Consider the following 20,314-nt stretch of genomic DNA (forward strand, 5'->3'; position numbering starts at 1 on the left):
CGTTCTGTAAATTAATGTAACAGTATCGTTACAAATAGTCAACAAAATCAGATTTTTCTGATATAGAGATTCGTTCTCCCTGTGATAAGCGTTGCTGACCTGTCTTGAGAGAGTATTTTCCTGATTTGTAATCTGTTCCTTGCAATCGCCCTTCACCGCTAGGGCACTTTGACAGCAGTTTTGTACCACTTCATGCTATCGATTTATGAGCAATCCAATCAGGGCGAAAAAACGCGGGCACGTTCCGTGAGTCGGAGGCAACGCGCATTCTGAAAATTCTCACCGAAACCAATGGACTCACTTGCAACGAATTGGTTGAACGCTCCGGTCTCACCTATGAGCAAGTCAGACGACAAACCCGAAACCTCAGCATCTCAGGCGCGATCGAGTCTCGTTTGGTCGATCAAGAGCGGCGTTATTTCATCAAACAAGTGAAGGTGAATTCCTCGACGGCAATTTTCCTATTGGCACTACTCATGGTCTGGATGCCAGTTCTGACTGCTCCAGTTGGTGAGGATGATGTTAGGAATAATCGGCAGAATCTGACAAGTTCTTGATAGATAAGCCGAATTCGGTAGTCCTAAACAGGTAAGGATGCGTTGTAGGGATGAATGAAGTACCAGATCGCTCCAACATGATTGTCCACTTTCTTCGAGAACGACAAGGTTTTTCGCACCAGACGCGAGATTCTTTGGCGCAGGGTGCAGTTGAATCGTTCAATCCGGTTGGTCAAACCACTCTCCTTGCCAACTGCCCGATGCCGTTTACTGGGTAAGACTGCTGCATAAGCTGCCCAGAAGTCGGTATAGCAGATGGCACATTGCCGGTAGACTGGAGGCAAGGATTGCCACAAGGCTTTGGCTCCCGCTTCTGAACGGTTTCCGTTATGCACCCCACAATTTCCCGTGTCTTTGCATCTATCGCTAACCACACCCACTGCTTGTTCCCTTTGTGGTCAACGAACGACCACAACTCATCGCCTGGATCGTTAATCGCCCCTTTTTTTAGCGCTCACGCTCACTCGTCGAGGCACAGCAGCGTATTTGGTGTTCACGTAGCGTTGCAGCCATAGTTCAGAAACCCCGGTGCCTCTCGCAATTCCTGCCAATGACAAACGCTCTAACAGCAGCTTATCAATCAAGTCTTTGGTCGCCTGGTCAATCAGTTTGTTCTGCGGGTCTTGCACAAACTGTCGTCCACAGTTCCGACAGCGATAGTTCTGTTTGCCGGTATGGATTCTGCCATTTTTGACCGTGTGTTTTGACTCGCAAGTGGGACAAGAAAGCATGACTGCGACACCAGGAAACCCTAAACATCGGCTTTCATTCTATCCTTACTTGTTTAGGACTACCCGATCGCAGATGGCACGAATTAAATTAATGGTGCTTGGGGCGAGAGAGGAGTGATGCCGGAAGTAGGGACTATAAGACATATTCAAATTCGCACTCTCAAAAAGTCCACTGCATCGGAATGAGGCTACTTATTGGTGGGTTGCATTGGCTATCTGCATCCGATGAGTGGGCTGATTAGACTACTTTACAAACTTCATCAAAATGGTGTTGGGCAGGAGACTACTACGTCGTCAACCTGAACCCATGAATCTTTTCCATTGCCCCAAAGACCAACATAGAAAAGAACTTTACTGTTTGAACCGGAGTTGAAGTTGAAGGTATAGCGATTGTAGCCTCTGTTTTGAGGATTGGGAGAACCTGCACCAACTAACTTAACCTCATTAATTACAGTGCCTACACTACCATCTCTGTTGAGGCGGCGTACCGACATATAACCATCAGTTAGAGTGTTGGATTTTCTCAACCATGCAGCTACAGTACATTCACTGTTTGGTTCAACGTTGACGCAGTTGTTAACGGCATTCCATCCTGACGTATTACGCACCCATCCGTTACCCTTTCCACTGTGTTCAAGACCCTTACCATAATCAAGTCCAGCACCACCAGCAAACCACCAGCTCTCTCTTGGGCTTTCAAAGTCAAACCCAGTTTGACGAATTCCTGCAAGTGCAACTGTTGGAATAGTAACAGTAACTGCACATAGTAATCCAAGCAGCACCTTTAATGTTATGGATGGTTTCATTATTGGCTCTTCATTATTGGCTCCATGTGAACTAAAGCAATCAAGACCTGAATAGCTCTATTTTGGGAGTTTAAGTCAACTTCTGACATTACCCACACAGGTACTTTCCTTCTAAGTAACACATAAAATAGTACAGAACCAGAAAGTCAAAACCGATTAAGGAGCGATCGCACCATCACCCTCGCAACCTCCCACTTCAACCGATGAATGATCCAACCAAATTGAACCCTCTCCCATCCTCGCAAATTTGGATCACTCCACACCGATCGCCAAAATTGCTATCCCAACGGTAAAAGCTGCGTTCCCAATCATTGCTCGGTGAACGGCTGCAGCTTATGTTGATGAACTGCCTGCAATCTGACTTTCTGAAGCAGCGATCACAAAGTTATCCGCGCCAGATGCAACACGATCACATCAGGACAGTACACCACTCACCCCCCAGCCGCCGTTAACCGTTGCCCCCATTCTCGATCGCCCAACGAAAGCAAATCTTCTCGAAACCCGCCAACAGAATCTAATCGCAGTTATGATTTAAGACACAGGCAATGTAACCAATCGATGTCAGCCAGATCCTACATGATTCGCTCTATGCAGCCCGAAGAAGTCCAGCTTGCGATCAAGTGGGCAGCCGTAGAAGGCTGGAATCCGGGCTTACATGACGCAGACTGCTTTTTTGCTGCGGACTCAACAGGTTTTTTAGTCGGATTACTCGACGATGAGCCGATTGCAACAATCTCGGCAACAAAGTACGGCAATTCTTTTGGGTTTATTGGCTTCTACATTGTGAAACCAGAGTATCGAAATCAAGGCTTCGGGATTCAGATTTGGAATGAAGCCCTAGAGCGATTGCAGGGTCGAACAGTTGGGCTAGATGGTGTCGTAGCACAACAACAGAACTACCAACGCTCAGGGTTCCAGCTTGCACATCGAAATATTCGCTATGGCGGAATCGGTGGAGGCAGCGTTTTACAGGATTCAAACCTAGTTGAATTGTCTCAAGTGCCATTTGATCAGGTCATTGCTTACGATCACGCTTTCTTTCCCGACGATCGCAGCGCTTTCTTACAACGATGGATTACTCAACCGGAAAGCGTTGCTCTTGGATATTGGCGGGATGCACAGCTTGAGGGCTACGGTGTGTTGAGAAAGTGCCGTTCTGGGTACAAGGTTGGTCCATTGTTTGCTGATGACTGCGGGATTGCAGAAATATTGTTCTTAGCATTGAAAGCAAAGACAGCGATCGGTGCACCAATTTACCTGGATGTACCTGAGATCAATCAGGCGGCAGTCAGTTTAGCGGAACAGCAGGGAATGACACCTGTATTCGAGACAGCCCGGATGTATTCGGGTGAGGCTCCTGTATTTCCAAGCGATCGCTGGTTTGGAGTCACGTCATTTGAACTTGGCTGAAGGTTTGAATCATTCCAACAGATAAAAAAGAAGCCAAAGCCCTCATGATACTAACTTTAAAAATTTCCTAGAATTGTCCGTGAACTGTTTGCTATCAATCATTTCTGGGTTATTTCTGCGGATTAATACCTAAGGCTTTACAACTGCGATTACTGATTTCCCCATTTTGGAGTGTTGTTTTGCATAGCCTTGCTTTATCTAGGTCTAATAGCTTGCGTCTTTAAGGTTTGCTCTTACCAAATTAGTGCGGCTCAAATTTGCTCCCGTCAAATCAGCTTCGCTCAAGTCCGCTTTTGCCAGTTTGGCTTCACTCAAGTCTGCTTCTATCAGTTTAGCCTTACTCAAATTTGCTCCTCTCAGATCAGCTTTACCTAGGTGTGCTTCGCCTAGCAGCGATCCACTCAAGGTTGCTCCACGCAGCAAAGCCTTACTTAAGTTTGCTCCACTCAGAGCAACATGGCTCAAATCTACTTCGTTGAGATAAGCATTTTGCAGTATGCCTACTCCCTTTTCAGGAGTTAGAAGATCTAAGGAGCGTAAAGACCCAATGAGCAACTTCTGTCTCTCTGTATCTAATCCTCGTAAGGCAGTGGCGGTTCGGGCTTGAGCAAGGATGATTGCTCAACTGGCTCATTCTGAAAGCAACCCGGCAGCGATTCGCGCGAGGGGCAACGATACAGCGATCTTAACTATCACCCCCGCGATCGCCCACCTCATCCGATGAATTACCGAGACAAGAGCAATTTCCCTGGATCGAATCGCAGTTAGACTCTTTCCCTTGAGCCTCAAAAGTTGATGGCTCTTAGTAAAGATTGAATTCGTTGTTCTAACCTTTAAACGTTTATTGCTAAACTTTCTGCACTGGACAGTGGAGCGTGCCGCTAATGAACATCTCAATTCGGCTCCTTCAAGAAAATGAGCTACCCACAGCAGACCATATTTTCCGACTCGCCTTTGGCACTTTTATCGGATTGCCTCAGCCCACCGATTTTGGGGGTGATGCAAACTATATTCAGCCACGCTGGAGAATTGACTCGACAGCGGCATTTGCGGCCGAAATGGATGGGAAACTGGTCGGTTCCAATATCGCTGCTTGTTGGGGGAGTGTCGGTACATTTGGTCCGCTCAGTGTTCACCCTGACTTTTGGGGCCAAGAGATTGCTCAACGTCTCATCGAACCTGTGATCACTCAATTTGCTGAGTGGGAGACACAACAGGCTAGATTATTTACCTTTCCCAATAGCCCAAAGCATCATGCTCTTTACCAGAAGTTTGGGTTTTACCCCCGCTTTCTGACCTTCATTATGGCAAAACCCATTCAGATCGTTCAGCAAGACTTACCAGGAGTAAAGTACTCTGAACTGGGTTCACAGCAGCAATCTGATTGTCTCAAGGAGTGCGCCAAACTCACGGATGCGATTTATTCAGGGCTAGATTTATCGCGTGAGATTGAAGCGGTTCATACTCAAAATCTAGGTGATACTGTTTTGCTGTGGGATGAAACAGGTCTAACAGGATTCGCGATTTGTCATTGTGGTGCAGGCAGCGAAGCAGGCCGCGATGTCTGCTATGTCAAGTTTGGAGCAGTGCGCCCAGGAGCGAAAGCTGGAGAACAGTTTGAACATTTACTGACGCTATGTGAAGTATACGGAGCGACTCAAAAAATGCTACGTCTCATGGCTGGCGTGAATACGAGCCACGAGGCAGCTTATAGCAGAATGATTGCTCGACAGTTTCGCGCTGAGATCGTCGGAGTTGTAATGCACAAGCCAAACGAACCTGGATACAATCGACCAGATGTTTTTGTACTAGACGATTGGCGCTAATGAAGATGGGTGTAGTGATTAAGCGAAAGTAAGAATTTCTACTTTTTGGATGGTGGCTGAAAGAACATCTTTTAGTGGGCTGATCGACATTTAGATTGATAGCCTATTCCTTTTGTCCGTAGGAGTTGCCATGGCTAGCTTATGCAAACCGAAAGTCGATCAGCTTACGCTTTAATCATCAGTTTATAAGGTAAAAGCTTTTAATATTCTTTGGAGAATTTTCGTTCTGCTCTTCATTTTCTGGATTGCAGGATTCGCGCTTCACATTGCAGGTGGATTGATTGATCTATTGTTAGTTCTAGCGATCTCTATAGCAATCTACAATTTCGCAATGAGTCGTGATGCGCGTCAATAGAACTGCACTACGTCTAGATGCTTCTGTACTTATAGTATTTCAGCACGGACGGAACTGGAAGCATCTTCCTCTTGAAATGAGTAGAAGGACTCGATTCAGCAAAGAGACTCGTCACAATTGAGTTTTGCTGAGATAAACTCCTTGCTTGACCTCACCATTGGGAAGCGATCGCACTTACAAGCAGACCACTGATCAAAATGATACTCAACACCTTGAGAATTTGGCGGCTCCGTTGCTCCTGACTCCAGATCTCCTGATAAGACAATTCCTGATTCTGGAGCAGAAAGAATGCTGGAGGACTCATTCCAGGAAAGAGCCGACTGATCCCAAAGTGGAGAAAAAACCGCAGCATCCACAATCGTCCCCGCAAGCGATTCTGATTATATTGCCAAGGGGCTGCGGTCTGAGCAAGTCGAACCACTGCCTCTACATCCATTGCTCGAATCGCTTCATAATGTGGAAGTGCCTGTAATAAATCATTTTGACTTTGCCACAGACTGTCATTCAAAACAGCCACATCTTCCAACGCAGCGTTCACCCCTTGTCCAATATCTGGGGGAAAACAATGAATTGCATCTCCTAACAGCACAACGCCAGCCCGGATCGCTTCCGATGATTCTTGCCTCAATAGATAGTGCAATCCAGAGCAAAACTGAGGAATTGGAAAAACGCCACCGTCACTTTTAGCAAACCGATCGGCTTCTTCGAGCGAGATGATTTGACGAATGGGCAGTTGTGGGAAGTCTTGCTCTAAAAACTGGAGGACTTGCTCACCCGTTTTCAAGTTCCAAATTTGATGATCTGGATGGGTAATGATATTCACAGTACGCGGCGCGGTTTCATCTTTGAGGGGCAAAAGACCGAGCGTGAGAAACCGAGTGCGACCCTGCCACATTCCACGAATGGCATAAGCCCTTGTAGAAACAGCATGGTCTTGATGTTGAGCATCAAGCGGAAAGTTCGGTGGAAGGCTCAACACTTTGTATCGCAATCTAGAACTAGGAGAAGAAAATTGCTGCATCTCAAATCGGTCAGTACCATCCCACTGCTTCAACGTAGTGCGGACAATCGATCGAATCCCATCACAGCCGACTAAAAGGAATGGTTCAAATCGCTCAACCTCGCCATCCGATTGTTGAGCGACCACTTCCAGCGTTTTGATGCCTTTCTCCGTACTGATTTGATTGATTTCTGTGCATTGAGTGTCGAAGCGAACAGTAATGTGATCTTGCCAGTTGCGTTCGATTTCTTCGTAGAGCAATTGGACAAATACTCTTCGAGGAATCCAATACGCCGTTTTTCGGTTGGAATTAACGATCGGCAATTTTGAGGTTTTGCGCTTACCGTTGGGCTGGATGCGGGTGATGTAGAACGCTGTATTGGGAACACCAAACGGTATTATCAACTTAACCACGTACGTTCAAAACTAAGCACAGTAATCCTTGAACATTCAAGCCTTGCTCAAGGTTACACAGCAGCTTTCACGCAAGCGATTTCTCGCCAATTCGGGTTTGTACACTGTTCTGTGTCAAAGGTTCAAAAGTTTGATCTAATAAACCCTTGAACCAAAACGACAATACTTATGACATTCCAACCTGAATTGCTCGATGAATTGCTGAAGAATTACAAAAACCCTGAAGATTTAGTGGGAGAAGGAGGAATTCTCAAACAATTGACCGCAGCGCTAGTTGAACGGTGTTTGAACGCAGAAATCGACCATCATTTGGAAGAAGAACGGACTGAGCCAGTTGAGGAGAACACACCGCGCAACCGCCGAAATGGCTACAGTCAGAAGACAATTAAGGGCGAATTTGGCGAGACAGAAATTGACATTCCGCGAGACCGCAATGGCGCGTTTGAGCCCATCATCGTGCCGAAAGGACAAACGCGATTTGACGGATTTGATGGCAAGATTTTGTCACTCTACGCACGCGGCATGAGTGTGCGTGACATTCAGGCTCAACTTCAAGATTTGTATGGCATGGAAGTGTCGGCAGGATTGATTTCCAAAGTCACCGATGCCGTCGAAGAAGAACGCAAACTATGGCAGAGTCGCGGACTCGACCGAGTTTACCCAATTGTCTACTTTGATGCGATTGTCGTCAAAGTCCGGCAAGACGGGCGGGTGATCAACAAAGCGATTCACTTATGGCAGTTAATCTGTCGGGCAACAAAGAGCTTTTAGGCATGTGGATGACCCAAAACGAATCTGCAAGTTTTGGTTGTCGATTCTGACTGAGCTTCAGAATCGCGGCTTGAAAGACATCTTCATCGCCTGCTGTGATGGATTGACCGGATTTGCCGATGCCATCGAAGCCGTGTTTCCCAAAACCCAGGTACAACTGTGCATTGTTCACATGGTCAGAAACTCACTCGCCTACGTCTCGTACAAAGACCGCAAAGGTGTGGCTGCCGATTTGCGACTGATTTACACGTCAGCGACTGAAGCTGAAGCCGAACAGCAAATGTTACCAATTGCTGAGAAGTGGGACAAGCAGTATCCAATTATCAGCCGCTCCTGGATGAATCACTGGACGAGAGTGATTCCGTTCTTTGCGTTCCCCAATGAAATTCGCCGCGCCATCTACACCACGAATGCTATCGAGTCGCTCAACATGACGTTAAGAGAAGTGATCAAGAACCATCGAGCCTTTCCGACCGATGAATCCGCGCTCAAAGTTGTTTATCTTGCAATGCACAACATTGCCAAAAAGTGGACAATGCCAATCTCAAATTGGAAACCTGCTCTCAATCGTTTTGCAATTGAATTTGGCGGTGCCTTCGGCTAAGCGAAGCTTCCCGTTTTCCTGCTTAATTTTGATCCTTGACACAATTTAGTTGTCATACCCCGTGCTTAATTTTAACTACTCCCAGTTAAGTTGACAGTATCATCGCATTTGTAAAAGATTGTGGAAACTTTGCTGTCATCAATTTGCAAACTCGTATGTACCCCCGCGTTCTAATGCTCGCTGATAAGCTGGACGACTGTGAATGCGATCGTAAAACTCGATTAACTTCAGGCGGCTTCTGTCCAAACCTGCTCTTGCTACTGCTGCCTCGATCGGAAAACTCATCTGAACATCTGCCCCCGTAAGGTCAGCTCCGGCAAACCATAAGCTTTTTTCAAGTTCTGCTTCCAAGTAGTCAAGGTGCTGCGTTAGTTGAGGTTGAATGAATGCCTGCTTAACGCGACTTGTAATCAAACGTGCAACGGGTTTAATAAAAAACGGCATCGATTGCTGCTCAATGCGGTCGAAAATCAGCTTCAACAATAGTAGTGGCATAGCTGACCCTTCGGCATAATGCAGCCAGTAGGTGTACCGCAAGCGATCGGCTGTATTGGGTGGAGGAATCAATCGTCCTTCACCATATCGATCAATCAAGTATTCAATAATAGCACCCGATTCTGCTAAAATTTGGTCTCCGTCAGTAATCACAGGAGATTTTCCCAGAGGATGTACCTGACGTAGAGAGGCTGGTGCTAACAGAGTTTCAGGGTCTCGTTGGTAGTGCTTGATGTCATACTCTAATCCGAGTTCCTCTAGCAGCCACAACACTCGCTGAGAGCGAGAATTATTTAAGTGATGAACGACCAGCATGAGACAAGTTAAGGTGCTACAGCCTGATTAAATTAGTTTATTCTCTATGCTTACTCCTCTACCTAATGCAGGAGGCATCTCGTTTATGCTTCGTTGCTGCCCCGCCCCTGAATGAACGTGAGTTCGATGAATTCTCTCGCTCCAATTCAGTCCCACCCCAGAATAAAATTAGGGAATAACACAGTGCCTTGTAGTCCCTCTAGAGGGACTACAAGGCAGATCATGACTCATCTTCAGTCCCCAGAGCGCGGACTTTGTTCAATTAGCCCCGAATTCCATTCCGGGGCGGGTAAACAACGAAGCAAGAGAATCTATCGAACTTACGGTTACACAGCAACCTCATGAGACACTGGAGTTTGATTCGGGGATCGAACTTTGCTCAGCAAGTTCTGCAACGTTTCGCCTTCAATCACTTCGGTTTCAAGCAGTTGAGTCGCGATCGTTTCCAGCAAGTCTTGATTTAACCGCAGAATTGCTAGTGCGCTTTCATGTGCCGTTTCTACAATTTCCTTGACTTCGATATCGATCGCTTTCGCCGTATCCTCACTCACCATCCGCCGAGGATTGGACGAGTCACCCAAGAACATTGCTTGTTGTCCTTGCTGATACGCTAATGGTCCTAATACCTTACTCATGCCGTAAGTCGTCACCATCCGTTCGGCAAGGTCGGTTGCACGCTGTAGATCGTTCGATGCACCCGTGGTAATGCTGCCAAAAATCACTTCTTCTGCCGATCGTCCGCCTAACAATGTCGCGATTTGACTTCGCAGCTCAGTTTCATTCAGCAAAAAGCGATCCTCGGTCGGAAGCTGCAACGTATAGCCTAAAGCCGCCATGCCACGAGGCACGATAGAGATTTTTTCAACTCGTCCATTTCCCGTCGTTAAGGCTCCCACTAAAGCATGACCGACTTCGTGATATGCCACAATCTTCTTCTCTGTTTCGTTGAGTACCCGACTCTTCTTCTCAAGTCCGGCAACGACACGCTCGATCGCTTCCGCAAAATCTTCTTGGGCAACTGTCAGACGCTGATTTCGAGCGGCTAATAGTGCGGCTTCATTGACCAAATTAGCAAGATCAGCTCCAGCAAACCCAGGGGTGCGAGTGGCGATCGCCTTCAAATTTACATCCGCACCGAGCTTTACTTTCTGAGCATGAATTCTCAGAATCGCATCGCGACCAGAAAGATCTGGACGATCGACTAAAACTTGTCGATCAAATCGACCCGGACGCAATAGTGCCTGATCTAAAACTTCGGGACGGTTCGTTGCAGCTAATACAATCACGGTTGCATCTGTTGCCGCAAATCCATCCATTTCGGTGAGTAATTGATTCAGCGTCTGTTCACGCTCATCGTTGCCTCCATACATTCCGTTACTGCTGCGAGATCTGCCGATCGCATCGAGTTCATCAATAAACACAATACAAGGAGCCTGCTTTTTCGCTTGATCAAACAAATCCCGAACTCGTGAAGAACCAACACCGACAAATAGTTCAACAAATTCAGATCCCGAAATACTGAAGAATGGAACTCCTGCTTCTCCCGCGACCGCTTTCGCAAGTAATGTCTTTCCAGTTCCAGGGGGACCGACTAACAATACGCCTTTCGGAATCTTTGCGCCAATTGCGGTATAGCGTGCTGGAGTCTTGAGAAAATCTACAATCTCGACTAACTCAGTTTTTGCTTCTTCAACTCCGGCAACATCGGCAAACGTAATTTTCTCAGCCTCTCCTTCGACATAGACCTTCGCTTTACTCTTACCGATCGATAATGCTCCTTGCGGACTATTTGCGCCTCGTGCCAGAAAGAACTGCCAAATCGCCACAAAAATCAGCGGCGGAATCACCCAACCGAGTAGGCTAGTAAACCAACCATTTCTCGAGGGTGGCGTTGCCGCAAACTCGACCCCTTTTGTTTCTAAAAGTTTAGGTAACTCTAAGTCAAAGATCGGAGTCGTAGAAAACACTTGCTCTGGAGTGCCGTCTTCTGTTTTCACTTGATATCGAATCTGATTTTGACCGATTGAAACTTGACTCACCTCTCCTTCTTGCACTTGATGAATAAACAAGCTGTAAGGAACAGCCGGAACCTGAGCGCCAAACAAATTTGGCAGAAACAAATTCACAAGCAAGAACGCGCCCGATACAGCTAATAGAATGTTTGAGATTAAGCGCGATCGAGGCGGTGTTGGTTTTTCTTTAATTGCCATGGAGGAATCACTAGGTTGTTTAACCAACGGTAGAGTTTTAATCTTTAGGTTACAAGTCAACTAAAGAAAGACTCGATCTCACTCATCTGCTAAACCGTCTCTAAATGCATGCATAATCGTAAGACGCTGACGACTCTTTTAAATCTCTTTCTTAATGGCATCGAGATCAATCTATCGATCAACAACATCAATCAAGCGATCTATGACCAATGTTAAAGATCATGTTTGAGTTAATATGTAACTTACGTAGAACTTATAGAACCCATTTGGGATCCCTTCTTGACACATAAGGTAAGCAGGAAGCCCGTTTCGAGAAATTCGTAAATCTAGCAGAAAAATCATAGTTCAAAGACTATCCGAATCATGAAACCGAGAAGTTATCGACCTTGCGAACACAGTAAAAGATCCCAAATGGGTTCTGTAGAACAACTTACATCTACTTCCACACTGCGCTCAAGCATGGGCTCACAATCATTCTGAAATCTAGTCATGGATGCTGCCATCGGGCATTATCGTTCTACTTAACCCCGCTTTGTCCATATTGGCTCCGTCAAGTGTTGCTCCCGTTAGATTTGCTTCGCTTAGATGTGCTCCACTCAGGTCTGCCTCACTCAAATCTGCCTCACTCAAATCTGCTCCCGTCAAATTTGCGCCCCGGAAATCGGCCCCGCTTAGATCTGCCTTACTCAAGTCTGCTTTCCGCAAATTTGATCCACCTAGCTTCGCTTCACTGAGGTCTGCACCACTTAAATCTGCATGGATCAAATTTGCCCCGCTTAGATCTGCCCCGCTCAGGTCTGCGTGCATCAAACAAACTTGAATCATTTCGGCATCGGCTAAATTTGCTTGATTTAGTCTTGCTTGGTTAAGATGAGCCTCAGTTAGGTCAGCCCCGCGTAGATCGGCACCCACTAACTCAGCTCCAATTAGCTTTGCCCCAACCAGCTTTGCCTCTGTCAAGCAGGCTTGAACAAGCTTGACATGGCTAAAATCTCGTTGTCCTGTTGCATAGAGCTCTACAATTTCTTGAGCATTCATATCTTCCGTCCTGGCTTAACCATTAGTGAGAGTTGGCTCCAATTTCCATTCCTGCCTTAGAAGCCCTAAATACATCGTTTTCTGAACTAGCATAAGCCGATACTGCACAATCAGAAATGCTTGAGCTTGCTCACGGGGCATCTGACGAACTTGATCGGTGAAATCCCTGAGACTGAATTCTTGCTCTAGCGTGAGTTCGATCGATGGATTCATACTGACCTCTGATAACCCTAGTTAAGATAAAAACTGTGAGCCAACTGACTAGGCAACGTGAAGTCGTAGTTCTGGAGTGATTGAATGGATAGAAAACTCTCACCTGGTTACGTGAAGACAAAGGTGAGAGCTGAAAGTAATTCAGCTACTATGACTGAATCTCTGGATGTTTACTCCTCAACATTTGCTTACGCAGGGATAAGTACCGTATCGATGATGTGAATGACACCATTGTCTGCCGCCACATCGGGGGCTGTTACCTGAGAGTCATTGATCTTAACTCCGTTCGAGGCATCAATTTTTACGTCTGAACCTTGAACTGTTTTCGCTGACTGCAGCTTAGTCACATCAGCCGCCATGACTTTACCAGAAACGACATGATACGTGAGGATTTTCTTGAGTTGCGGAATGTCTTTTAGCAATCCATCTACAGTACCTTCTGGCAATTTGGCAAACGCCTCATCCGTGGGTGCAAACACTGTGAAGGGACCTTTACCTTTGAGAGTCTCGACTAGATCCGCAGCTTTAAGAGCAGCAGCCAGAGTATTGAAAGAACCAGCTTTAACAGCAGTATCAACAATATCAGCCATGAATTTCACCTTTTATTTGTTACTTGCTAACGCTAATTGCGCCAACAATTACAGTCTGTCAGCCTGGTGTTTGAGTTCGTGTTTGAATTGTTGCTTGAGCTATCTTTCACGACTTATGACTTAGCGCGCAATGGATGAGTCCCTCTAGCGATAGAACTAATTGCTCAATCAATTCAATCAAATAATTCTTCTACTGTTTGACGAAATGCAATCAGAGCATGAGTTGATTGATATTGCTTCAGATCTTCTAGTAATTGGTCAGAAATTTCTGAGGTGACGATCGTTTTGAGTTCAGTGTTGGTGTTGTACCCTGCGATGTCTCCCATTCTTTTACCATGACTTCCGCCACCCTATGCTGATCGTATAACCAGACACTCCTAGTTTTGAAAGCAGACGGATTAGCCTCTCCTGCAAAACAGCTTCACCGATGATTGTGACCAAAACACCTTGAGCTAAAGAAGCAGACATATTATTTTTCTCCAATGTTTTAACTGAGGCAGCCAACTTCGGAAATTCTTGACCCTTGTGTAAGGTTCCACACCTCATTCACAAAATCATCTAACTTCACGGGCTTGAGTAAATACGCTTCAGCCTTGAATCCTGGTTGTTGAGTAAATTCTGCGATCGGACAAGTTGAAGTAATTAAGACTGAGGTGGTGCTGCCACTCTTGAGCGCAAGATATTTAGCGCGTCGAATAAGTGGATAAACACTTTCACCTGGAAACCTCATCTCGCAAATCAAAATTCTAGGGAGTGACTTGTTGAGTAATGCTAATCCGCCTTCGACTGAACCTGTTGTTGCGACTCGTGCACCATAGCTTTCAAGCAAAAAAGCATAAAAATCTCTATTGTCACGATCGTTATCCACAATCAGAATCTGGGCATTTTTGAGAATTTCAGGGTTCAGAAGTTTGTTCGAGTTCAACATCATAAGAGTCTCGCAATAAAAGTCTCGCAAAAACACAACATCGCTTTTCAGAACTTTTCTAAATGGGTGATGCTTGACTTTTCAGTTGAATTGATGGATTACGAAACAAATCGTTATCTGAACCTCTACTAAAGGGTAGATGAAACCCTAAATCACAATAGTCCAGCAATCAAGTAGTCAAAATAAGCACCTACTTCACTTGCTTCTTCTGATGACATGAGGGAAGTCGTCATTGCTTTCATAGCGCGAACGCTCTCAGCAACACCCTCAAGCGGTGTACCGAGGGAATTGTACATCTGGCGTACTCCAATCAATCCAATGTCCTCAAGCGGGGTCGCTTCTCCAGCCGCAACGCTGTAAGTGATTAAGCGCAGGTAGTAATCCATATCTCGCAGACAGGTTGCGGTCATTTCCTCACCATAAGCGTTGCCACCAGGAGAGACTAAATTGGGCCGACGCTGAAACAATTGACTCGCGGCTTGTTTAACAATGCGATCGCGGCTTTCGGTTAAAGTTTTGACCAATCGTAATCGGCGATCGCTGCTCATCATAAAGCCTTTGATCTGCTCCATTTCTCCCGGCGTAAGATAGCGGCACTCTGCATCTGCATTCACGATCAATTTCTGAATCACACTCATGGTTAAATTCCTTTTCTTTTACCCCCACCTTGACACAGTGATGTTTGATTTCATGTATGTATTGTTTGATTTCGGTACAATTTATTCCCCTTGCCATTCTCGATCTTCTAACTCTTTCTGAGGTAAAAGCAACGTTGCCTCAATCTCTTGTCGAATTGCAGTTGTGACTTCACAGTTGCTGTTCAAGCAATCAATCAAGAGTTGGTTGGCATCATAGTACCGTTGTAGGACTTGCTGTTGCTCAGGGCTAAACTGCCAGGGATGCTGAATGTTGCGATAACGCGCGATCGTACTGCGTAGCTGTCCTACCCAAGCTGGATAGTTTGTCTGCCACCAGTCCTGAAGCCGTTCCCGGTTTTGGCTTGGAGCGGGCAACTGATCTCTCAACTGTTGCAGAGATTTATAGAATCCAGCATCCAGAACCATCACTAGAATATTGTTGAGCGCTTCGCTACACGCATTGATGTAGGCAAAATCCTGGCTCTGGTCGGTGGCAAACTCCAGCAGCAAGTTCTCTAATGCCGCATCTAAAAATATTCCCTGATCTAGAGTGCTGGCTAAGGCAAACTGTTCTGACGTATGTGGAGCTTGGGCAAGCGCAAGGTAAAATGCGCGAGTGGTTGCAACTTTCGGTTCGATTGGAATAGTTTGAGATTTTTGGCTGACCCACACTAGAAAATCTTGCAGATAGGGATCTTGAGCCACTAGCGCATCAATTTGTTGTTTCATCAACTGCACGAGTGAATCTGCACTTCGCAACATCGCAGCCGTTAACAAGAACACTTCGCGCCAGTGAGGATCGGTAATGTGACTCACCAATCCTCCTAATGCTTGCTCTAATGCTCGTAGATTATGACTCGCGACAATTTTTCGAGCCGTGAAGTATTCTTGAAACGCCAAGTAGGAGAATGAAAAAATGCCTCGTGCCCGTTCAATTAAGAGTCCATGCTGTGCCTCGATCGCTTTTAGTATCGCTTCGCTTTCAAGTTGCAGTTCTTCAGGTTCTAACGACGCATCCGGTAAGTTTCGTAGATAGTCTCCGATGTACTGTTCAATGATACGTTGTTCAAAAAAATATTGTCCTTGTTCAAAAGTGACGGCAGCTAATTGACTCAGTAATCTGAGCTTCTGAGGTAATAAAAAACCTCGGTAAGCATCATCGCGTTCGACTCCTCTGGCTTCATCCCACTTCCCCAGCAGCAGATCGAGTCCTTGTTTGTAGAAGTCAGTCCGCTTTGTTGGAAATTTTTCTTGACCATGAAACACCCAGCAGGCAAGGTGCAGAAACAAAGGGGTCACAACCAGTTGGCGAAACTGCCAGTTCTCCGGTAAGTCTAGTTTCTGCATAAACTCAACAGACTGATTTTGCTGCGGTTCCTTCGGAGTTGCGCTCTGCGCTAATCGCGGCATTGTTCTGCTGAATACGGCGAACCACTTTTGTGCAAATGTTGTAATTTGCGCTTGGGTGAACGGTGCAATCTCAACATCAGTGAAGCCTCGAAGTTGCAGCCTTTGAACTGCTGTACGACAGGAGACCACAAATTGATTACGATGATACTTGTCTGAGAATTGGCGAATTTCTCGGAGAACTGATGCACTATCCTGATTCAGCAGTTCATCGATACCATCCATTAACAGTAAAACTCGACCCGATTGTAGCAATGTTTCAATCACTGCGGGATCTGAAATGCCAGAAGGAACAAAGCAAGAGCAAATATAATTAAAAAGGCTAAAATTGCCGCTGTTTCTCGATTCTTCTGCAAACTCTCTCATCACAATAAAGAGCGGTACTCGATCGGCAGCAAATTCTCCCCGACTGCATTGAATCGCTAGATGTTGCAGAAAAGTGGTTTTGCCAACTCCCGGTTTTCCCAAAACTCTCAGCTTTGAATAGGTTTCGACTGCCTGCATTCCTGGAATTTGCTTTTGCTCGACAGCTCCTAAGCCCACGCGATCGAACTCAGTCGGTTCTAAGTTCTGGAGTTCAGCGATCTCGAACCATTGTTGGCTTGCAATTTCTTCTAAAATATTGACATCCACATAGATGTCATCAATGCTAACGGGACGATTGATATCAAGTAACTGCAAGATGCCGCACTGATTTTGAATCGTGTCTTGATGCTGCAATCGCACTTCCTGTACCAGACTATCCACATCTACAGGGGCTGCTTTTGTTTGTCCGCCCGGTGCTGGAAAATCTACAGGGGGATCAAGCGCAATCTCGCGCCAATCCAAATCTAAAATCGAACAAACTTCCAGGAAGATCTGGCGATCGACAGGTTGCCCGGTGAAAAAGCGCCAGATGGGTTGACGGGTCTTTAAGTTCACTTCTCCCGCCAAGTTTTCCTGCGTCCAGCCTTTGATTGCAAATGCACGTTTAGCCTGTTGAATGCCAGTTGGCGATGCCTGAAGTGAACGTTTGACCATAAAGCAAAAGAGTTTTATTAAAACTCAAAGCGTACCCTCCTAGAAACATTAGATGTTTGATTTCGTTACTATCTCGTTCGATCGGCTGAATTCTTTAAACAATCTTGAGCTGCCCCTGCTCATCTAAATCAACTTTTGCAGAATCACCAGGCTTGACTCGACCAGAGAGAATTGCCTCAGCCAAACTATCTTCGAGGAGACGAGTGATGGCTCGTCGCAACGGACGTGCGCCTTGCTCCGGATGGTAGCCTGCTTCGACGAGGCGATTTTTAACGCGATCGCTGACTTCCAGTTTGATGCCCTGTTCTAACAAACGGTCTGAGAATTCATTCAGTAAAAGATTCGCAATTTGTTTGATTTCGTCATGTGTCAATTGTCGGAACACAATGATGTCATCTAACCGATTCAAAAATTCTGGACGAAAATACTGCTTCAGTTCTTCATTGACTAGCGTTACAGTGCGTTGATAAGAGGCTTCTAGAACATTCGTCGATAGTTCAAAGCCGAGTCCACTACCTCCTTTCTGAATCACCTTAGAGCCAACATTCGAGGTCATCACGAGCAAAGTATTCTTAAAGTTCACGACCCGCCCTTTTGCATCGGTGAGGCGACCATCTTCTAGAATTTGCAACAGTAAATTAAACACATCAGGATGCGCTTTTTCGATTTCGTCAAATAAGACAACCGTGTAAGGCTTGCGTCGAACGGCTTCGGTTAACTGCCCGCCTTCGCTATAGCCGACATATCCCGGTGGAGAACCAATCAGCTTAGAAACAGTATGGCGCTCCATAAATTCAGACATATCGAGCCGAATCATTGCTGATTCAGAGCCAAAAAAGCAGGCGGCTAATGCTTTGACTAATTCGGTTTTGCCAACTCCTGTGGGACCTGAGAAAATAAACGAGGCGATCGGGCGATTCGGATTGCTCAACCCCACTCTTGCCCGTCGAGTCGCGCGTGCGATCGCATTTACCGCTTCCTCTTGTCCAATCAGTCGTTGATGTAAAACTGCTTCCATCTGCATCAACTGTTCTGACTCTGCTTCGGTGACTTTGTTCACCGGAACACCCGTCCAAGCTGAGACGATCTCAGCAATATCGACCTCATTCACCACAATTGAGGAGCCAAACGCTGGAGTCTCAGTCTGAACTTCTGCTTGCAATGTCAGTTCGCTTGATCGCACCTCGCCAGCACGTCTAAAGTCCTGTTGTGCGATCGCGTTTGCTTTAGTTAGAAATATCTGTTTGAGTCTTGCACTCAAGCTTTTATCGAGTGTGAACTGTTTGCCGTGAAGAATTCGAGCGCGAGATCCCGCTTCATCGATTAAATCGATCGCTTTATCTGGAAGCAATCGATCAGGAATGTATCGATCGGCAAGTTTCGCCGCCGCTTCTAGCGCCAAATCCGAAATTTCTAATCGATGGTGCTGCTCGTAGCGACTGCGTAACCCCTGTAGGATCAGAATTGTCTCTTCAACACTGGGTTCATCAATCATCACAGGTTGAAATCGCCGCTCAAGTGCCGCATCTTGCTCAAAATACTGACGATATTCATCGAGTGTCGTCGCTCCAATACAGCGCAGGTCGCCTCGCGCCAGAGCAGGTTTCAGAATATTCGCAGCATCAAGCGACCCTTGAGTAGAACCCGACCCCAACAAGGTATGAACCTCATCGATCACTAAAATGATGTTTCCCGATGAGCGAACTTCCTTCATGATCGTTTTGAGGCGTTCCTCAAATTCACCTCGATACTTCGTTCCCGCTAGCAATGTCCCGATATTCAATGTTAGAACTTGCTGATCTTGAAGCGATTCGGGCACATCCCGATCGACAATGCGCTGCGCCAGTCCCTCTGCTAAAGCAGTCTTTCCGACACCCGGTTCGCCAATCAAAATCGGATTGTTCTTCGTACGGCGACCCAGAATCTGAATCATCCGTTCTACTTCCTGAGTCCGACCGATCACCGGATCAAGCTTTCCCAACGCCGCTAGTTCAGTCAAGTTCGCGCCGCACTCATTCAAAATCGGCGTAGTCTTGCGACCGGAACTGTTACCTTTTAGAATTGGCTTCGCTTCAGAGATGGCTTGCAGCACATTAATCCGAACCTCAGTCCGCTCCACACCCAATCGTTCTAAAATCTGAGTGGCTAGTCCTGCATCATCTTGCACGATCGCAAGCAACAAGTGTTCTGGCTCTACTCGACCATACCCTAGTCGCTCTGCCTCCTGTAAAGACTGTTCTAAGACACGCCGACTGCGGGGAGTAAAAGGTATCTCAGCACGCGACAATCCAGTCCCTCGACCAATCACTGCCTGCACCTGCTCTTGTGCTTCCTCCAAAGTGACATCTAGATCAGCCAACACTTGTGCAGCAATGCTCGGTCGAGTCGCAATTAAACCGAGTAAAAGCTGCTCTGTGCCAACATAGTTATGTTCAAGACGACGGGCTTCACCTTGCGCCGCATTCACAACTTTGATAGTTCTCTCTGTAAATTTATCAAACACAGGATTAAGTCTCTTGGGTAATGCAGGTTGCTAAGAATGCGCGTTTCTAGACCGTCAGTTTTTGAACCTGTGGCGCTTTAAGACGATTTGAGAGTGTACGAGGATTAGTTCCGGTGGGTAAGATTGCCCCTCTGAGATGGGTTTGGCTCAAATTGGCTTCACCTAAGTTGGTGTCGCTTAAATTAGCCCCCATGAGGTTTGCTCTAGTAAACTTCGTTTCGGTTAACGTCGCCCCAGTCAGAATTGCACCTGTAAGATTGGCGTAACTTAAGTTAGCCTGAGTCAGGTTTGCCTTAGTTAAATTCGCCCCACTGAGATTGATACCTGCAAGATTTACATTTCTGAAATTGACCGCAATTAGGTTCAGATTTCGGAAATCTCGTTGTCCCACCGCATACCGACTCAGAATTTCTTTGGTATTCATTTGTTTTCCAGGATAAGTAGAAACCGACGATCGCTAAATCGCAAAATAGGATCAGCGAT

17 protein-coding genes and 3 pseudogenes are annotated in these 20,314 nt (G+C 46.2%); 5 read left to right on the top strand and 15 right to left on the bottom strand.

The genetic code is table 11. The features are described 5' to 3' along the window. Positions 1–311 precede the first annotated feature (311 nt). Positions 312–557 (top strand): hypothetical protein, encoded by a 246-nt coding sequence (locus NC980_RS20855; RefSeq protein ID WP_190377400.1) that lies wholly within the window; start codon positions 312–314, stop codon positions 555–557. A gap of 23 nt (positions 558–580) precedes the next feature. On the opposite strand, the pseudogene NC980_RS20860 reads toward NC980_RS20855, so the two are convergent. Next, positions 581–1,288, bottom strand: a pseudogene (locus NC980_RS20860) (IS1 family transposase). Positions 1,289–1,548: 260 nt separating this feature from the next. Further along, positions 1,549–2,094 carry a hypothetical protein gene (locus NC980_RS20865; protein WP_190377401.1) on the bottom strand — a complete coding sequence of 182 codons (546 nt, stop codon included), beginning with the start codon at positions 2,092–2,094 and terminating at the stop codon, positions 1,549–1,551. 558 nt (positions 2,095–2,652) lie between these two features. On the opposite strand from NC980_RS20865, the gene NC980_RS20870 reads away from it, so the two are divergent. Beyond that, the gene (locus NC980_RS20870; protein ID WP_190377402.1) at positions 2,653–3,504 is read left to right on the top strand and encodes a GNAT family N-acetyltransferase; all 852 of its coding nucleotides are present in this window, start codon (positions 2,653–2,655) and stop codon (positions 3,502–3,504) included. A 204-nt stretch (positions 3,505–3,708) separates the two neighbouring features. Here NC980_RS20870 and NC980_RS20875 read toward each other — a convergent pair whose 3' ends face one another. Next, positions 3,709–4,059, bottom strand: a complete 351-nt coding sequence (locus tag NC980_RS20875) for a pentapeptide repeat-containing protein (protein WP_199298577.1) — start codon at positions 4,057–4,059, stop codon at positions 3,709–3,711. A gap of 329 nt (positions 4,060–4,388) precedes the next feature. Here NC980_RS20875 and NC980_RS20880 point away from each other — a divergent pair, with 329 nt between their 5' ends. Next, positions 4,389–5,330: a GNAT family N-acetyltransferase gene (locus NC980_RS20880; protein WP_190377403.1), complete on the top strand. Its 942-nt coding sequence runs from the start codon at positions 4,389–4,391 to the stop codon at positions 5,328–5,330. Between the two features lie 217 nt (positions 5,331–5,547). Further along, a complete protein-coding gene (locus NC980_RS20885) occupies positions 5,548–5,685 on the top strand; it encodes a lmo0937 family membrane protein (protein WP_347272619.1) in 138 nt (45 codons plus the stop codon). 151 nt (positions 5,686–5,836) lie between these two features. Here the strand turns inward: NC980_RS20885 and NC980_RS20890 are convergent, their stop codons facing one another. Beyond that, positions 5,837–7,099 (bottom strand): NAD(P)/FAD-dependent oxidoreductase, encoded by a 1,263-nt coding sequence (locus NC980_RS20890; protein ID WP_347272618.1) that lies wholly within the window; start codon positions 7,097–7,099, stop codon positions 5,837–5,839. A gap of 168 nt (positions 7,100–7,267) precedes the next feature. On the opposite strand from NC980_RS20890, the pseudogene NC980_RS20895 reads away from it, so the two are divergent. Continuing rightward, a pseudogene (locus NC980_RS20895) lies at positions 7,268–8,474 on the top strand (IS256 family transposase). A gap of 138 nt (positions 8,475–8,612) precedes the next feature. On the opposite strand, the gene NC980_RS20900 reads toward NC980_RS20895, so the two are convergent. The 11 genes and pseudogenes from NC980_RS20900 to NC980_RS20950 all read right to left on the bottom strand — a co-directional run bounded on the left by NC980_RS20900 (position 8,613) and on the right by NC980_RS20950 (position 20,255). Beyond that, complete coding sequence (locus NC980_RS20900; RefSeq protein WP_190377404.1) at positions 8,613–9,284, bottom strand: glutathione S-transferase; 672 nt, start codon at positions 9,282–9,284, stop codon at positions 8,613–8,615. Positions 9,285–9,610: 326 nt separating this feature from the next. Beyond that, positions 9,611–11,494 (bottom strand): ATP-dependent zinc metalloprotease FtsH4, encoded by a 1,884-nt coding sequence (gene ftsH4 / locus NC980_RS20905; protein WP_190377405.1) that lies wholly within the window; start codon positions 11,492–11,494, stop codon positions 9,611–9,613. A gap of 483 nt (positions 11,495–11,977) precedes the next feature. After that, the gene (locus NC980_RS20910; protein WP_190377406.1) at positions 11,978–12,532 is read right to left on the bottom strand and encodes a pentapeptide repeat-containing protein; all 555 of its coding nucleotides are present in this window, start codon (positions 12,530–12,532) and stop codon (positions 11,978–11,980) included. Positions 12,533–12,547: 15 nt separating this feature from the next. Further along, entirely contained in the window at positions 12,548–12,745 is a 198-nt protein-coding gene (locus tag NC980_RS20915; protein WP_190377407.1) for an NblA/ycf18 family protein, read from the bottom strand. Between the two features lie 188 nt (positions 12,746–12,933). After that, a complete protein-coding gene (locus NC980_RS20920) occupies positions 12,934–13,335 on the bottom strand; it encodes a fasciclin domain-containing protein (RefSeq protein ID WP_190377408.1) in 402 nt (133 codons plus the stop codon). Between the two features lie 173 nt (positions 13,336–13,508). Next, positions 13,509–13,803: pseudogene (locus NC980_RS20925) on the bottom strand (hypothetical protein). Between the two features lie 19 nt (positions 13,804–13,822). Next, positions 13,823–14,266: a response regulator gene (locus tag NC980_RS20930; RefSeq protein WP_190377409.1), complete on the bottom strand. Its 444-nt coding sequence runs from the start codon at positions 14,264–14,266 to the stop codon at positions 13,823–13,825. 149 nt (positions 14,267–14,415) lie between these two features. Next, positions 14,416–14,901: an allophycocyanin gene (locus NC980_RS20935; RefSeq protein ID WP_190377410.1), complete on the bottom strand. Its 486-nt coding sequence runs from the start codon at positions 14,899–14,901 to the stop codon at positions 14,416–14,418. Positions 14,902–14,982: 81 nt separating this feature from the next. After that, positions 14,983–17,328, bottom strand: a complete 2,346-nt coding sequence (locus NC980_RS20940; RefSeq protein WP_190377411.1) for an NACHT domain-containing NTPase — start codon at positions 17,326–17,328, stop codon at positions 14,983–14,985. 94 nt (positions 17,329–17,422) lie between these two features. Further along, on the bottom strand, positions 17,423–19,831 hold the full coding sequence (locus NC980_RS20945) for an AAA family ATPase (protein ID WP_190377412.1): 2,409 nt from the start codon (positions 19,829–19,831) through the stop codon (positions 17,423–17,425). A 46-nt stretch (positions 19,832–19,877) separates the two neighbouring features. Continuing rightward, entirely contained in the window at positions 19,878–20,255 is a 378-nt protein-coding gene (locus tag NC980_RS20950) for a pentapeptide repeat-containing protein (protein WP_190377413.1), read from the bottom strand. Positions 20,256–20,314: the final 59 nt, after the last annotated feature.

It is taken from the genome of Leptolyngbya sp. AS-A5, from assembly GCF_039962495.1.
Lineage (GTDB): Bacteria > Cyanobacteriota > Cyanobacteriia > Leptolyngbyales > Leptolyngbyaceae > Leptolyngbya.